Annotated in this window: 10 protein-coding genes; 1 reads left to right on the top strand and 9 read right to left on the bottom strand. The window is 25.7% G+C overall.

Annotated elements, in window-relative coordinates; all coding sequences use genetic code 11:
- Positions 1–258: 258 nt before the first annotated feature.
- Genes AWT65_RS05430 through AWT65_RS05415 form a run of 4 tightly spaced genes read right to left on the bottom strand, consistent with a single transcriptional unit; the run spans position 259 to position 3376 of the window.
- Complete coding sequence (locus tag AWT65_RS05430) at positions 259–630, bottom strand: DUF956 family protein (RefSeq protein WP_066730019.1); 372 nt, start codon at positions 628–630, stop codon at positions 259–261.
- Between the two features lie 2 nt (positions 631–632).
- Positions 633–1547, bottom strand: a complete 915-nt coding sequence (locus tag AWT65_RS05425) for a PTS system mannose/fructose/sorbose family transporter subunit IID (protein ID WP_066730018.1) — start codon at positions 1545–1547, stop codon at positions 633–635.
- A gap of 26 nt (positions 1548–1573) precedes the next feature.
- On the bottom strand, positions 1574–2383 hold the full coding sequence (locus AWT65_RS05420; protein ID WP_066730017.1) for a PTS mannose/fructose/sorbose transporter subunit IIC: 810 nt from the start codon (positions 2381–2383) through the stop codon (positions 1574–1576).
- Positions 2384–2392: 9 nt separating this feature from the next.
- A complete protein-coding gene (locus AWT65_RS05415) occupies positions 2393–3376 on the bottom strand; it encodes a mannose/fructose/sorbose PTS transporter subunit IIA (RefSeq protein WP_066730016.1) in 984 nt (327 codons plus the stop codon).
- Between the two features lie 177 nt (positions 3377–3553).
- On the opposite strand from AWT65_RS05415, the gene AWT65_RS05410 reads away from it, so the two are divergent.
- Positions 3554–6514 (top strand): autotransporter domain-containing protein, encoded by a 2961-nt coding sequence (locus AWT65_RS05410; RefSeq protein ID WP_066730015.1) that lies wholly within the window; start codon positions 3554–3556, stop codon positions 6512–6514.
- A 64-nt stretch (positions 6515–6578) separates the two neighbouring features.
- Here the strand turns inward: AWT65_RS05410 and AWT65_RS05405 are convergent, their stop codons facing one another.
- The 5 genes from AWT65_RS05405 to AWT65_RS05385 all read right to left on the bottom strand — a co-directional run bounded on the left by AWT65_RS05405 (position 6579) and on the right by AWT65_RS05385 (position 16729).
- A complete protein-coding gene (locus AWT65_RS05405) occupies positions 6579–11747 on the bottom strand; it encodes an autotransporter domain-containing protein (protein ID WP_066730014.1) in 5169 nt (1722 codons plus the stop codon).
- A gap of 10 nt (positions 11748–11757) precedes the next feature.
- Positions 11758–13821: a hypothetical protein gene (locus AWT65_RS05400; RefSeq protein WP_066730013.1), complete on the bottom strand. Its 2064-nt coding sequence runs from the start codon at positions 13819–13821 to the stop codon at positions 11758–11760.
- A gap of 182 nt (positions 13822–14003) precedes the next feature.
- Entirely contained in the window at positions 14004–15362 is a 1359-nt protein-coding gene (gene mnmE, locus AWT65_RS05395; protein WP_066730012.1) for a tRNA uridine-5-carboxymethylaminomethyl(34) synthesis GTPase MnmE, read from the bottom strand.
- A gap of 1 nt (position 15363) precedes the next feature.
- Positions 15364–16044, bottom strand: coding sequence for a Jag family protein (locus tag AWT65_RS05390; protein WP_066730011.1), 681 nt, complete (start codon positions 16042–16044; stop codon positions 15364–15366).
- Entirely contained in the window at positions 16037–16729 is a 693-nt protein-coding gene (locus AWT65_RS05385; RefSeq protein WP_066730010.1) for a YidC/Oxa1 family membrane protein insertase, read from the bottom strand. The genes AWT65_RS05390 and AWT65_RS05385 overlap by 8 nt, the downstream gene beginning before the upstream one ends.
- Positions 16730–16732: the final 3 nt, after the last annotated feature.

Genomic DNA, 16732 nt, shown 5'->3' with positions numbered 1-16732 from the left:
GAGCCAGGATCAAACTCTTCGTTCTTATCTATCTTTCGATATTCTTTTCACCTTTTTTGTCTTTTCTTAACATCTTGTTTGCTTTTCTTTTCTTAGTGTCCTCGTCTTTATTGACAATCACTATATTACCAAATTTATACTCCTTTGTCAATATCTTTTTTTCTTTTTTTTTCAAAAATCTTCTCAATACACCTTTTTTACTGGCTTAAAATGTTTTTATTTTTTCTTTTTTTCTCAAAAAAAACTAGCACAATCGTGCTAGTTTCTCTTAAACAAACCTTTTATGCCTTTATATATAACTTCAAAGAAACTATATGATCTTAGTAACTTATCACTAGCTATATATTTATTGACTGCTTTCAATACTTTCTTATTATTTTTAGAAGAAAATGTTAGATGTTGTCCATTTTTTAAAAAAATTGCAAATCTATTTATATATTTTCCAAAAAGAACGGAAGCACTAATATAGCTAATTTCAGACCAAGGTATTTGAATATAGTCCTTCTTATTTTTATCATTATAGAATTCAAAGGCTCTATCTCCAATATGAATCTTGCCATAACTTGCTAGAAACAAATATGAAGTCCCTGCAATAACTAAATCCACATTTTTATTCATTGATTCTATCATTTTTACATTATTCCACCAAGTTTAGCCAATATACCAACAATGAACAATGCTAATATTATTGTTATAGGTGAAACTTTCTTCTTAAGTAATTTACAACATAATAATGTTAATAATAATGCTGCAAGCCCTGGAATTAATGAATCTAAGTTTTGTTGTAAAGTTGTAACTTTTGCAACATTAAGACCATTTGCTCCTAAAGCACTATATTGTTCAAGTGCAGATTTTATACCATCTGTTCCTTGTGGTAATGACTTCCAATCAATATATGCTCCTGGAGATTGCATAACTGTTGAAACAACTGATTTGAAGCTAATACTTACCCATCTTTGTACCAAAGCTCCTATTATAAACATACCTAAAATTGAAGCTCCTGTAGTGATTTTTTGTAATAAACCACCTGATAAGTCATTAGTAATCTTTGTACCAACCTTATAACCAAATTCTTGTGTATACCACATGAATCCAAAACGAATAACATTCCATACTACAAAGAATAATAATGGACCTAATATACTTCCACTTAAGGCTAATGAAGCTCCTAAAGCCCCTAATATAGGTCTAGCTGTAAACCAGAAAACTGGATCTCCAACACCAGCTAATGGTCCCATCATACCTATCTTAACACCTTGTATTGCTGCTTCATCTATATTAGCACCATTTGCTTTTTGTTCTTCTAATGATAAAGTTACTCCTAATACTGGTGATGATACATATGGGTGTGTATTATAGAATTCCAAATGTCTTTTTAAAGCTGCAATTCTATCTTCTTTTGTTTCATATAATGCTTTTATAGCTGGTATTATAGAAAATGCCCAACCACCATTTTGCATACGTTCATAGTTCCAAGACCCTTGAAGGTATTGGTGACGTAGAGCAACTGAAAATCTAACTTTTTTTGATAATTTTTTCTTTTCCATGTCTTTTCTCCTCTCTCCTTCAAGTATTAATAATCATTTAAAATATCGCCAAGTGGATCACCAGATAAAGTATTATTTGATGATTTTGCAGATTCTTTAAGTGCTAAGTAAATAAGTGCCATACTTACTCCTATAGTACCTAAAGCTATTAATGTTAGTGAATTTATGGCAGCAAAAACAAAACCTAAAGCAAAGAAAGGCCAAACTTCTTTTGTAGCCATCATATTAATAACCATAGCATAACCAACTGCAGCTACCATTCCTCCACCTACAGCCATACCACCTGCTAACCATTCAGGCATAGCTTGTAATAATTGTGTAACCGCTTGCGAAGGTATGAAACAAAGAATTGCTGCTGGTATTGCAATACGAATACCTTGCATAAATATTGCAATTATATGCCAAATTTCTACTCCTTTAATATTACCTTTTTCAGCTTCTGCATCCATCATATGTACTATAGGTATAGCTACTGTACGACATATCATAGTTAAAAATAAACCTGCAACTGATAAAGGTATAGCTAAAGCTATTGATGTACTTATTGCATTTGTTGTATCTGCATTAGGTCCACTTAATGCAAGTACCATAATTATACCTGAAGCTACAGAAGCTAAAGCTGCATCTGGAGCAACAGCTGCACCTATATTTGCCCAACCAAGTGCTATCATTTGAAGAGATCCACCTAAGATAATCCCTTCTGTTAAGTGCCCTGACACTAAACCTATTAGTGTACATGCAACTATTGGTTGGTGAAATTGAAATTGATCAAGTATACCTTCCATACCTGCAAGAAGGGCAACTATAATAATTAACACAATTGTTAATCCGTTCATATTTCCTCCCTATTTATTCTTTAATTCTTTTTCTGCTTTTTCAAGAATAGCGTCAATATTTTCTGGAGTATCTGAAGGAACTTTTCTAACATCCATCTTAACTCCCATAGACATCAATTTTTTCAAGCTAGAAACATCTTTTTCATCCATTGAAAAGACTTTTGTAACAACTACTTTTCCTGCATAATGTGCTATTGATCCCAAATTAAGTGTATTATATTTAACACCACTTTCATAAGCTAATAAAGCATCTTCTGGTGATTCAAATAATAGTAATGCTTTGGTATTTCCAAAACGAGGATCTTTTGCTACTTCTGCCATTTTTGATATTGGAACAACATGAGCCTTAACACCTGGTGGTGTAGCTTGTTCTATCATTTTCTTTCTCAAAGTATCTTTAGAAACTTTGTCAGAAACTACTATAATTCTATCAGGTCTAGTATCTTTTACCCATGAAGTAGCAACTTGACCATGTAATAATCTTGTATCTACACGAGCTAAAACATATTTTATCTTTCCATCTCCAATTACTGTACCTTCTGGTATAGTTCCCTTCATTGAACCTCCAGCTTGGTTTTGTTCCTTCTTAGGTTCAATACTTTCAGGTAAGACTTTAATATCTTCTCTTGCACTAGTCAAAATATTTGCTGCTATTTCATGTGCTTTATCTACATCTTCTCTTAAGCTAATAGCTTCGATTAACATAGGTAAATTTAACCCTGAAACAATCGCCCATTTATCTTTGTGAGCATCAAGTAACAAACTTGCTTGATTAAAAGGAGTCCCTGACCACAAATCTACTAAAAACAAGACTTCATCTGTTGCATCAAAAGAGTCTATTGCTTTTTGCATCTTAGCTTTTATATCATCTGGTCCTTCATTAGGCATAAATGTACAAGCACAAACTTTTTCTTGTTCTCCGAACACCATGTTTGCTGATTGTAGTATACCTTTAGCAAATTCTCCGTGAGTAGCTATGATAATACCTACCATACATTCACTTCCTTTCTTAAATTTTGTTTTAACACAATTTCATTTAAAGTATACAACATATTTCTAATATTTCAAAAATTTTTTTTCTTTTATACTAAAAAAAACCGTTTTACTACTACTCTTGTCTTATAAATTTTAATTTGATATAATTAACATTATTACATAGAAAGGTGGCTTATGATAAAAAATATATTTATTTATTTTTCATTATTTAGTTTAATATCTTGTTCCACTATACAAAAAACTAACAATGAGGAAAACAAACAAAATAACAAAAACGAACTTACAACAATAAAAGAAATTCCAAAACAAAATTTACAACATGAGGAAATCCCCATTAACAATGAACCTTTAAAAGAAAAGACTAATGAAAATATTTTTGTTGATCCTAATAATACTGTACATATTTTTGAAGCAATTCCTAAGTACCCTATTATTTCTCAACTGAATCTTTCAAAAACAAAAAATTTTAATAATTTGTCTTATTTTGAGCAAGCACATCCATTATTTGTTACCATTTCTTTTTTAGATTCTAATTTAAATAATAAATTAGATGACAATGAAAGAATATTTAACAAAGATGATTTAATTTTATATAATCAACGAGATATTTACGCTAACTATAATGCTACTGGAATTATAAATATGTCATATGGTTTCACTAATTCAAATATTTATTTAGCTAATAAAGTTAATGATAAATCTGAATATATAGATAGTTTAGATAAAATAACTAGCTCTCATGATGTATATCATGAATATTTTTCAAGACTTTTATTTGATAAAAATTATACACAAAATAGACAATTAAGAATTAAATCTTTAGGAAATATGAGTGATAAAGATGACTACACTAATTGGTTAACAGCACACAGTATAAATCTTTATCAATTTATGAGTCCTGAATTACAAAAAATAGCTAGAAATGATATTATTTATGTGAAAAATATTATAAGACCTGAAACTTTTAAAAATTTACCTAATAGTAATCTTCCTAAAATTAGGAATCTTTTAACATATAAGGATGAAAATTATTATGAACTTCAAGTACATGAAAATTATGGAGATTCAAAAGCCATGTTACTCCGTTCTTTCGTTGTAGCCCAAGATGGCTTTATAAAACATATCAAGGATAATGGTGTTGATATGGGATCTAGCTATGCGGCTCCTCGTGTAACAAGACTAGCATATGAATTAAAAAAGAAATTTCCTTTTTTAAGATATAATCAAATTAAACAAATAATATTAACTACAACAAAAGCTAGCAACAAATATCTTGATCCTTATATAGGTTGGGGTGTTGTAGATAACCAAAAAGCCTTAAATGGAATAGGTGCATTGAATGCAGGTCTTATAGAAGAAGAGGAATTTTATTCTGATATGCCTGATAAAATTAAAGATAAAAAAGGAAATATATATTTCTATCTTAATATTCCAAACTCAACTTATGAATGGTCAAATGATATTTATGGAGGTCTTGAAGGTGACGGAAATAACAATTCATCAATAGAAGTACCCATATATTCTCAGGGAAAAAGATTAAAATATCGTATGCCCCTTGTGTTAGATTCAGAAAAAAAATATTATAATAATATTGCTCAAGCTGGGCTTAGAAAAGATGGTGCTGGTACAATAATTTTAAGTGGTAAACAACATTATCATACAAATACACAAATATTAAATGGTACTTTAGAATTAAAAAATGATAGTAATTCTAAATATGAAATTTTTGATAAGGGGATTTTTAAAGCTAACAATAGCACTATTAAAAATGATGTAATTAATGAAGGAACTACTATTTTTGAAAATGCAGTTACCTTAAATAATTATTATGCTCAAAAAAATTCAAAAACAATTTTTTCAAAAAATGCAAAATTACAGGGAAACGAAATAATCATAAAAGATAAATTTAGAGTAGAAGCTTCTGATAATAATTTAAACGATTTTGAAATTATTGCTAAAAAAACAGAAATTAGTGACAATGATTTTGAAAATATTTTTCTTAAACTTAAGGAAGAAAAAAGTTCAAATGAAAATAAAAAGTATACTTTAACAGATAACTCAAAAAAATACTTTATTTCATTAGAAAATTTGAGTGAAGAACAACTCAGAAATATTCCAATTTATAATCAAAATACTAGAGATTTCTATAAAGAATATAAGACAAGCAATAAACCTCTATTTTCTTTAGGTAATATTGTAGCTAAAAGCCAAGCTGAAGCTATATCTTCTATTTTTACCGATAATTATACAAGCTTTATTAGTGAAAATATAGATATTTTTAATCAAATATCTAAAAACTATTTAAACGAAATTAGTCATAAACCCTTTAATAGTTTTTACATTAATTCATATAATTCTTTTAATTTAAAGGATAACAAGAAATTCACTAAGTTTTCAAGAAATATTAATGGCTTAAGTCTAGGACTAAATAAGCAAATTAAAAATGATTTTTCACTAGCCTTTGCTTTGGGAATATATAATAGTTATTACAACTTTTTTAATGATTCTTTAACTAACACTATAAATAATACAAGTTTTAATTTCAATTTAACTCCAATATTTAGAAAAAATAATTTTGAATTTCTAACTAATTTTGGAATTAATCTTGGAGATAACTCTGTTACTAGAGCCTTAAATAAAAATGAAATAAAAATTAATTCAAATTTCAAAACAAGAGAATTTATTATAAATTCTCAAGCTAAATACAATATAAATATCTTTGATGGCTTAAGTTTAAGCCCTAAATTAGGTCTTAACTATTCAAATATAAATATTTTTGACATTAAAGAAAAAATAAAGGAAAAAAATTTCAAACAATTTGCTTTAAGCTTAACAAATAATATATTAAATTTATATCAAATTAATTTTGGACTTGAAGCCAATGTTAAATTAAAAAACTTAAATATTATTAATTCTTTAGATTATTCTTTTTATCCTAAAGATACTATAGAACTTAATGCAAAACTTAATGGAGTAAATTTTAAATTAAAAGGGCAGAATTTAAAAAAACATAATTTAGATTATAATTTAATGTTAAAATACACATTAAATAAGAATTTTTCTATTTCTAATAATTTTAAATTTAATACCAATAAAAAATTTGGTTTATCCTCAAGTTTAATCTACATATTTTAAAAATTAATAAAAAATGCACCCCAATCTTTTTATCTAAGATTTAGGGTGCATTAAATTTTTTCTATTAAAATTCAAATTTTACACCTAAATTAATTGTGTGACTCTTTAAATTTTTACCAAAATATTGTGCATTCAATGTTATACTATCAATTGGACTATATTTCATATCACAACCATAAGTAACAACATTATCTTCTAATTTCAAACCTTTAATATTATATTTAAAATCATAATCTTTTAATTCTACATTAGATTTTAATGTAGTATCTGTTAGGTATTTCTTATAAGCCAAACTTGTACCTAAACTTATTTTATTTGATACATTAACTCTAGCTTTTAAACCTAAGCCCATATATGCTTTTAAGAAGCCTTCTGTATTTGCTTTATATCCAAAGTTTGTATTTTCATCAAAATTACCTCTAACATAATACAATAAATTTGCTTGAGCAAATGGAGTTAATTCATATTTGTTTTCTTGTAATTTAAATGTATATCCACCTTCAAAATTAGTAGTAAATATTAAATCATTTGATTGTATATCTTTAATCGTATTACTTAATAATTTTCTATCTATTTTTTTATTCATGTAGTCTGCACTAAAATTAGTGTTTAAATAACCTTCATTTTTCTTGAAATTTATGAACCCAAAGGCTCCTATTGTATTTGCGTGAATAGTTCCTTGTAAGTCTTTTTTCAAATCAAAGTCTAACATATTTGTTTTAACATAATTTAAACCTAAACCAAAATAAAGATCTTTCGTTGTATAACCTAAGCCTAGCAATAAACCATTATTTAAAATAGTTTTTTCTCCCTTTTCTTTATTTATAGCATATTTAATATTATTTAATGATTCTGCAAAAATAGATATTTTATTTTCTCTTCCTTTTATTAATTTATTGTTCAAAATACTTTGTTTTAAATCTTGTATTTCATAACCTACTAATTGAGAATTTGCTAATACATCTCCATTTAAAGTTTTAGCTTCATCTTGATTCATCCAATATAAATCCTCTAATGCTATTTCCATAGCTTGTACCTTTGTTGTATTTGGCTTATTTTTTAAATTTTTCTCTAAAAGTTTTTCTAACTTTTCTTTCGCATCGTCCATAGTAACTATATTTTCATTTTCTATTTTATTTTTTATATTAGGATCTTTTATAAGCTTAATAACTACCCTATAATCATCACTTAATTTTACTGGCACAGAATCTTTTTTAGGTTTTGTTGACCATCTTGGAAAATCACTTTCTTTATAATACTTACCTTGATATTCTTTTACCTTATTTCCATCAACATCAAGTTTTGCTGTTGTAACATTAAATTTATAGTGTGTATTTATAATAATATCTTCTAGTTGTAATTTTTGAAGATCTTTTTTAGAAATTTTATCTATTATTAGAATATCTGTACTTGCTCTTTTTGTTACACTTCCTTTAGGTCTGAAAATGTCATAATTAAAGAAATTTGTTTCACTTAAGTCTACTTCTTTTAATTTTAATTTTGCATTAGTTGAAACAAGTATTTTACCATTATTTTTTTGCTTATATTTTCCATTTATTATATCTCTATCTGAATAAGAATATAATCTACCTTCATTCAAGACATCTGCATCTTGAGATAAATCTCTATATTCTTTTATTTTTGCAAAATCTAATTTAAGTTTAGCTCCTTCATAAATAGTTATAGGAGATTTTGAGCTACCTAACATTATCAAAGTTCCTTCTTTAATTAAAGTAGGTCCTGTATAAGTATTTTTACCTTGTAATACAAGCTTACCCTTTCCTAATTTTTCTAAACCTGCATCGTCAAATAATTCTTGTTCTTCTTTTGAAAAAGTTTTGTAATATTCTTGTTTCTTTTTCTCTATTTTAGCTAGTTCTTTTGTATGTATATCTGATAATTCTATATTATTTTCTTGCAAGAATTTTATTGCTTGTTTTCCTTCACTTGAATTTTTAAAACCACTACCCATTAGATATTTCGGTGTATATGCTTTAGCTAATGAATAAACAAACATTTCTAAATCATTTAAACCTTTACCTCTACTATACATATGGTGAGCTAAATCAAAACCACCTTCTATATGATTTCTAAAAGTATAATAACCACTAGGTATATTTACAACAAAATTTTCATTTCCTGTTTCATGTGTTAAGGCCTTAACAAATCTACCTGGTCCAGATTGTGCTGCAATTTTATTTAAAATTCCCCAACCTATATTTTCATCTACACCATATAAGCCAACTTGAACAGGAACTAATTTTTCTTTTCCATCAGCTGTTTTTTCTTTAATAGAAATTACTCTATAATCATCATCTGCTGTTGTAAATATTGTTTGTTTTATTTGGTGTGCTGTCATCCATGGAAAAACTTGAGAAATTAAACCTACAGTTGCTGTAACTCTTGGAGCAGCAAAACTTGAACCCGGATTTTCTTTTGAAAAAGTTTTATCACTATATTCAAAATTAAATTCAGCATTGTCTTTTCCTATATATTGTTTACGACCTAATTTTTCATTTTGTTCTTTTGTTAATTCTTTTACATAATAATACTGACCTTCTGCTGCTATAGTCATCATTTTTTCTAGACCAGCTCTTGCAAATGATAATTTTAATGGTCTTCCATTAGGATCTACACCTTTTAAATTAGTCCAATCTTGCATTACCTTCATTTGTTCTTTTATTTCTTTTTTAGAAGCTTCTGAATATTCATTACTATCTAATTTTTCTTGTAATTTTGCATAATAGTCATTAAAATTATTTACATATTCTTTAAAAAATCCATATTCATCTACATAATTCATTCCTTTGAATTTCATAGTATATAGTCTTAAATTATCTGAAATATTTTCTGTAGCTGATATACCTGGGAAGGATTTTGTACCTGCTAAACCAACTACACCAACCATATTTTTTCTATAAGTATAATCTAGTTCTGCTTTCTCACCTTTTTTCTTAGCTTCTTCTTCTTTTTTGTAATTAATGAAATTATGTATTCCTAAGAAATTATTACCATAATATTTATCACCATTTTCAAATATTATTTTTTTGCCATTTTCATCAAAACTCGTTAAATCAACATTAATTTTTCTAGTATTACCTTGTGAGGCAACAAAAAGAACATCATAATTACTCAAAGGTAATTCAGAAGAAGTTTTTAATCTTTGTTCTAATTCTAATAAACGAACATCTAATAAATTTTGATAATCTGTTAAAGTTATTTTCTTTTTAGCTTCAAAATAATTAAGCATACTTGGTATACCTAAATTTCCACCTTCAACTTCATTTTTATAGAAATCTTGTTCTGAAACTCTATCTAACCATATTTTAATAGCTGTTCTGAATTCTGGATTTTCATTATATTCCTTAACAGCTTTTTCCTTTTGTTCCTTTGTCATTTCTTTAATTGCTTTATAATCTTCAAATCTAGCAGAAGATCCATAAGACATATTTATAGCCTTTATATTTTTATCTTCATCTAGTACTTTTGATAAATATTTTGAATAAGTTGAAGTATCTAAGCTTTGTTTTTCATTTCCTATAGGTAAAACTTTGAAATGTATATTTGTTTTTGCTAATTTTTGTTCTTCTGTAATATCTGTCATTTCATTTAAAATTTTATATAACTTTAAATACCAATCTTTTAAGAAAGCTATCTTTTCTTCTTCAGTCATATAAATAGGGTTTTCATCTTTTTTTCTTTTTGGATTTTTTAAATATTTAAATGTTCCATCTTTTTGTTTTTCTTTATGTACATTTAAGTTATAGAATTCTTTATCGAATTTATAATAATACAATGATTTAGCTATCTGATTAGATGAATATTGATTAAGATTAGCCTTAAAAACTTCATTTAAATAATATAGACTTTCATATATTTTTTCATTATCCTTTGTTGCATCATTAGGTAAACCTAAAGTAGAACCATATAAATTAAATGGCTCAAATTTTTGTTGATACCCATGATGATATAGCATTTTTTTCATAGGTGCTGTAAATATTAACATATTTAAATAATCTGAATTACCTGAAGCTAATTCATCTACCATAGAACCTATTACTGTTGCTCCATGTGATCTTTCCATTCCTAATGTATCAGCTGGATTTTTTTCTAATTTTGCATCCATTCCCTTAGGTAAAACTCTATAAATTCTTTTTTCAAATTCAGGTGATACATCTGAAAAAGTTGAATCTGCAACTGCTACTGTTATTCCAGGAAAACTTACATGTGCTTTTTCTTCTTTTGAAAATATTACTTTTCCATTTTCTATAATTTTTCTTACAATAGTATGATTTCCTACTTTTTTACCTTCTGTTCCACCTTTTATTTCTGTCACAAATTCTAATTTAGAATTAGGATTTTCTTCCTTGTAATTAGTTTCTATTTCTTTTAATTTACCGAATTTGAACCCACCTTTTATACTTTTTCCATCTTCTGAAAATTTCAAAGTCTTTTCATCTAAATTTTCTAATAAGTCTTCATATTTTCCCTTATAATCTTCTAACTTTTCTCCAAATTGTACATCATATTTTTCTTGATTTACAAAATGTTTTCCTGCTTGTGTTTTAACTGAAACCTTATATTTTCCTAAATAATCATCTTCATCATTATATTCTTGATAATATGAAATAATTTTTTCATCAACAGGATCATCTTCATCATAGCTTACAACTTCATAACTTATTCTTCCATTATCCTTGCCTTTTTTTAATTCGCTATATCTAATATCTTTTTTAAGACTTGGTACTTCTTTTATTTCAACTGGTTTATTTAACATAACTTCTTTAGTTGTATTTGTTTTACTATTATGTAGTGTTAAATAGATTGTTTTTTGTTTCAAAAATTTAACTACTTTTACACCATCTTTTTCTATTACTTCATATTTATCATTTTTAGTATATTTATTATAGTTTTTATCATCTTTTTTTATTACAAGCACAGGTTCTTTTGCTTCTGCTTTAACTAGCATTACATCTTGACTAATGGGCTTATTAATATATATTTGCTCTCCATTATATAAATAGTCTAAATTAGAAATTTCAAAATCCTCTTTTTTGAAAAAATCTAAAATATCTACATCTCTAAATTTACTAACCAAGTCTAACTCTTGAGATAATTTATGATTCGTATAAGTTATTTTTGGTTTAGTATCTATTTTAGCTATTTCTTTTTTATTAAAAGTTGCACAACTTGTTAAAAAAGTTAATAGCAATATTAAATTTTTTATTTTCATCTATTCTCCTTTACCATCTATATTTTAATTCAAAAGCTATTTTAGGGCTTAACTTTTTAAAGCCAAAGTTTTTGTCTATATATGAATATTGTCCATTATCTGGTCTTTTTTCATTTTTAATTATATTTACAACTTCTTTTGCAAAATTTAATTCAACCTCTAATTTTGTATTCAAATCTAATTTTTCAATAGGACTATATTTTACTTCTACAAAAGGATTAACCTTTATTTCTCCCCCTAAATTATATCTATATTGTCTATAATCAGATATTTCAGGATCTTTTTTATTACTTGGTATATCCTTATTTTCAAAATGATATAATTTTTCTTTAGTTATAGCTAAAGCTTGAAAATTAGCTTCCATACCTAAACCAGAATTAAGACTTAAATTAGTATTAAATTTCTTTTGATGTTCTATTTTTGTCTTTAATCCTATTTTATTAAATATACTAACAGGTCTTATATTCCCTAAATATATTAATTTTTCTTCTGGATCTGACATATCTTTTGCATATGGAAAGTAAATAAATGAAGAATTATTATTAAAATACATTTCTGTATTTACTTTTAATATGTCTTTTAACGGTGTATACAAAACTTCTAATTTAGTTTCAAAATTATTTTCATAATCATCTGGATTTAAAACTTTCTTTTTTGTTGTCATATTAAAATCATTTTTTAAACTAGATATTATTTTTAATTTATCATTTGCTTCATATTCTAAATTAGTATTTATAGCTATTTTATCTGAATTAGGTAGTAATTTTTTATCTTTAATTTTTAAAGCTAAAGATAAATCATCTTCTAACTTAAATTTAAGTTTTGGCATTATATTAATATTAATTTTTCCTTTATTAGCTAAATATATTTCATGTGCTATATTTTCACTTTTTGAGAAATATTTTTTTACATTAATCGCTGTCTTATATCCAACTGCAAATTCATTTGATATTTTTTCATCTATATATTTTAAGCCCATTTGAACAGCTGGCTTATATGCCCATTTTTCTTCAATTACATCAGAGCTATCTTGATCTTGCTTATAGTTTATTTCTCTTTTATATTCAAATTCACTAATATATTTTGGTATAAAACTTAAATTTTTATTTAAATTTAACTTAAAATTAAAGTCTGTTTTAGGTTTTAGAACACTATATTTTTTTTCGATTTTTTCATTTTTTCTTTCTCCTGCTGATAATAGTTGTAATACATTAAGACTATTATTTACATTAAATTCACCCTTACCAAACTTATATTTAATATTAAATTTAGTATCATGATCTAAGTGATGAACATAATGTCCAGGTAAACCTGCATCTGGATAATCAAACATCTTTTTATCAAATGTATCAAATTTTTTACTTGCTAAATTCAAATCATAAAAACCAATATATTCCATATCTAAAAATATATCTTTATTTATCTTTTGTTTTAATTTTGCTTGTCCTTTAATATATGCTTCATCTTTATCAAATCTAACTATTTGATTTGCTTTATATTTTATTCCTAAATCTATTTCACTTTCTTTTATTTTTCCTTTTAATGTTGAATCAAAAAGAATATTTCCTAAGGCTTGTTTTGTACCATCAGCTTCTATATACTCACCAGGCTTACCTAAATCTTCAATTTTTTCATCTGCTTTATTTTTCTTTCTATCATTTACAAAATCATCTACATAATATGTCAATTTAGTTTCTGATTTTAAACCATAAAATTCAGGACTATTATATTTCAAATATATTTTTGACATAAAGTCATGATTTTTTGCTTTCTTCTTATCTTCTTCATTATCCCAATCATTTAATTGGATATCTGCTCTTTTTGATTTTATTACAGTCCCTAAATTTAAATCAATTTTTTTTAATCTAAAATCTACATCAACTAAACTTAAGTTATATCCACTTTTATCATAGGCAAAAGTTTTAAAAGTTTGATTTTCTTTTTTATTTTCATCTTTTTGTGTAAATTCAGTATTAAAATCTAAAGAGCTTTTTAGGCGTATATCTATATTTTTTGCAGCATAAACTTGACTAATTACTAGAAAATACAACAATATTTTCTTATTTATTCTCATGAACTTTTTCCCTTCTTTCTTAGTTTTTAGTTAGATTATACCAAAAAATATACTTTTTCACAAATTTTTAAAACTTTAATTAAGAATATATTTTTTAGTTCAATTTTTTTTACTCTGCAATTACAAAATTACATTATTTTTTTATTTTTCAAAAAAAAAGATAAGCTTAATTTGCTTATCTTCTATTTTCCAACACAAAAATTATTAAATATATGATCTAATATATCTTCTGAAGTTATTTCACCCGTTATTTCCGACAAAGAATCTAAAGCTTCTTTTAGATCTACAGAAATTAAATCTAGAGGTAAACCATTATTAATAGTTTCAAACATATTCTCTATTGCTTGTTTGGTTTTTTCTAATGCTGTTTTATGTCTTATATTATTCAAAATACACTCATTTGCACTATTTTCTACTTCTTCTCCAACTATGTATTTATATACAAAATCTTCCATTTCATTTATCCCAATATTTTTCATAGCTGAAATTTTTACTACATTTTCTAAATTTTCAAAATTCTTACAAGGTCCCTTATCTATTTTATTTAATATATATATTACCTTCTTTTTATTTTTTTTAATATATTCTATAATCTCTTTATCTTCTTCTTCAATCTCTTTTGTTGCATCTAAAAGCATAAGAACTAAATCAGCCTTTGATATCAAATCCATAGATTTTTTTACACCTATACTTTCTACCAAGTCATCAGTTTTTCTTATACCGGCGGTATCAACTAAAATCAAAGGTAAACCCTTTATATTTATTCTTTCTTCTATTGTATCTCTTGTTGTTCCTTCTATTTCAGTTACTATTGCTCTTTCTTCTCTTAGTAAACTATTTAATAAGGTTGATTTTCCTACATTTGGTTTACCAACTATAACAGTCTTTATACCATCTTTTAAAATTTTACCCTTATCATAACTTTCAATTAATTTATTAGCCTTATTATATGTTATTTTTAAATTTTCTAACAATTCTTCTGGTATAGGATCATCTATTCCTTCTTCTGGATAATCAAGAACCACATTAACATGTGCTGCTATATCTAATAAGGTTTTTTTGAAATCATTTATCATTTCTTTAAGATCTCCCCTTAATTGATTAAGTGAAATATCTAAAGCTTGATCGGTATTACCATTTATTAAATCTATTACAGCTTCTGCTTGTGATAAATCTATTCTTCCATTCATAAAGGCTCTTTTAGTAAATTCTCCTCTTTCTGCCATTCTAGCACCATTTTTTAATACTAATTGAAGAACTCTTTGTGCCATTTTATGACCGCCATGGCAATTAATTTCTACAACATCTTCACAGGTATATGATTTTGGAGCTTTCATTCTAACAGCCATAACTTCATCTATTATTTTATCTTTATCTACTAAATTACCATATTTTAATTTATAGTAACCTATCTTAGTATTATTTATCGGCTTAAATATTTTATCTAAAATTTCAAAAGATTTTTCTCCTGATATTCTAATAATAGCAACACCTCCATCACCTTGAGCTGTTGCTATTGCTGCTATTGTATCAAATAACATTTTAATCCTCTTTTTCTTCTATGTATTTTATAACTAAAAATCTTTTTGGTTCTTCTCCATAACTTTCAGTTTTTAAATTAGCATAATTTGAGATTTCTTCATGTATTATTTTTCTTTCTCTTGCAGACATAGGACTTAATTTACAATTTGTCTTATATTTCAATACCTTTTCTGCCTTTCTTTGTGCTAAATTTCTTAAAGTTTCTTCTCTTTTTGCCTTATAATTATTTGAATCTATTTGTATTCTATAATTTCTTGTAGTTTTTATAGCATTTAATAAAGTTTCAAGAGAATTAAGGGCTATACCTTTTTCTCCTATTAAATATCTTACATCCTTACCAGTCAAATTAAGTACTATTGTATTTGAGTTCATTGTTATTTTTTCTATTTGTACATCTAATTCTGCTACTTCAATGAATTTTTCAAATGTTTGTTTAATAAGGTCTTCTACATTTTCGTCCTTTTTATTTTCTTTTTCTTTTTTCTTTTCAGGAACTTTAGCTATTTCATCCTTTTTTAATATACTAATTTCATATTTACCTTTTGCTTTAAAAAAAAGAAATTTTACCGGCTTTTTTACTTCATGTATACTATATGTTTCATCTTCAGCTAAACTTACATTTTCTTTTATTAATTTTTCTAATTCTTCTTTGTTATTAGCTTCTAAAGTTATCTTATTCATTATTTCTCACTTTCTTCATAACATATATTTGAATTAATATTGATATTGCTGTATTGATTACATAGTATAAATTTAAACCAGATGGGAATTTATAGAAAATGAATAACATCATTATTGGCATCATTAACATAGCTGATTGCATTGCATTTTCTCCATTTTCCTTATTTTTACTTGTTGGTGTCATTAATTTTTGTTGTACTATCATAAGTAATGAACTTATTATTGGTAAAATATTAATTGAAAAATTATGTATTACAAAAAGTGCATCAGGTTTTTTCAAATTAAACCACAAAAAAGTTGCAGTTTGAGGAATTTCACTACTCATAAATGCATAATATAAAGCAACAAATATTGGAAGTTGTATAATTAATGGCAAACAGCTTGAAAAAGGATTTACATTCTTTTCACGATAAAGTTGAGCTGTCATTTCATTTATTTTAGCCTTATCTCCCTTATATTTTTTTTGTATTTCATCTATTTCTGGTTGTAATTCTTTCATCATTTGCATTGATTTTTCTTGTTTTAAAGTTACAGGAAAAAGTAAAGCTTTAATCAAAAGTGTAGTTAAAATTATTGCTAAACCATAATTTCCTACTATAGAATTAAAAAATTTCAATATCTCTACTGCTATTGTTTCTAAAAATTTAACTCTTAGAAATGCTACTGCTATTAAATTTGTATTCATTAT

The organism is Sneathia sanguinegens, from assembly GCF_001517935.1.
GTDB lineage: Bacteria > Fusobacteriota > Fusobacteriia > Fusobacteriales > Leptotrichiaceae > Sneathia > Sneathia sanguinegens.
Note: the sequence above shows the minus strand (reverse complement) of the source record. Positions and strands in the feature narration are given on the sequence as shown.

Bases quoted from the DNA above. Each gene is read 5' to 3' on its own strand.
- AWT65_RS05410 (WP_066730015.1), top strand. From the start codon at position 3,554: ATGATAAAAAATATATTTATTTATTTTTCATTATTTAGTTTAATATCT.
- AWT65_RS05385 (WP_066730010.1), bottom strand. From the start codon at position 16,729: ATGAATACAAATTTAATAGCAGTAGCATTTCTAAGAGTTAAATTTTTA.
- AWT65_RS05430 (WP_066730019.1), bottom strand. From the start codon at position 630: ATGATAGAATCAATGAATAAAAATGTGGATTTAGTTATTGCAGGGACT.
- AWT65_RS05390 (WP_066730011.1), bottom strand. From the start codon at position 16,044: ATGAATAAGATAACTTTAGAAGCTAATAACAAAGAAGAATTAGAAAAA.
- AWT65_RS05420 (WP_066730017.1), bottom strand. From the start codon at position 2,383: ATGAACGGATTAACAATTGTGTTAATTATTATAGTTGCCCTTCTTGCA.
- mnmE (WP_066730012.1), bottom strand. From the start codon at position 15,362: ATGTTATTTGATACAATAGCAGCAATAGCAACAGCTCAAGGTGATGGA.
- AWT65_RS05425 (WP_066730018.1), bottom strand. From the start codon at position 1,547: ATGGAAAAGAAAAAATTATCAAAAAAAGTTAGATTTTCAGTTGCTCTA.
- AWT65_RS05415 (WP_066730016.1), bottom strand. From the start codon at position 3,376: ATGGTAGGTATTATCATAGCTACTCACGGAGAATTTGCTAAAGGTATA.
- AWT65_RS05405 (WP_066730014.1), bottom strand. From the start codon at position 11,747: ATGAAAATAAAAAATTTAATATTGCTATTAACTTTTTTAACAAGTTGT.
- AWT65_RS05400 (WP_066730013.1), bottom strand. From the start codon at position 13,821: ATGAGAATAAATAAGAAAATATTGTTGTATTTTCTAGTAATTAGTCAA.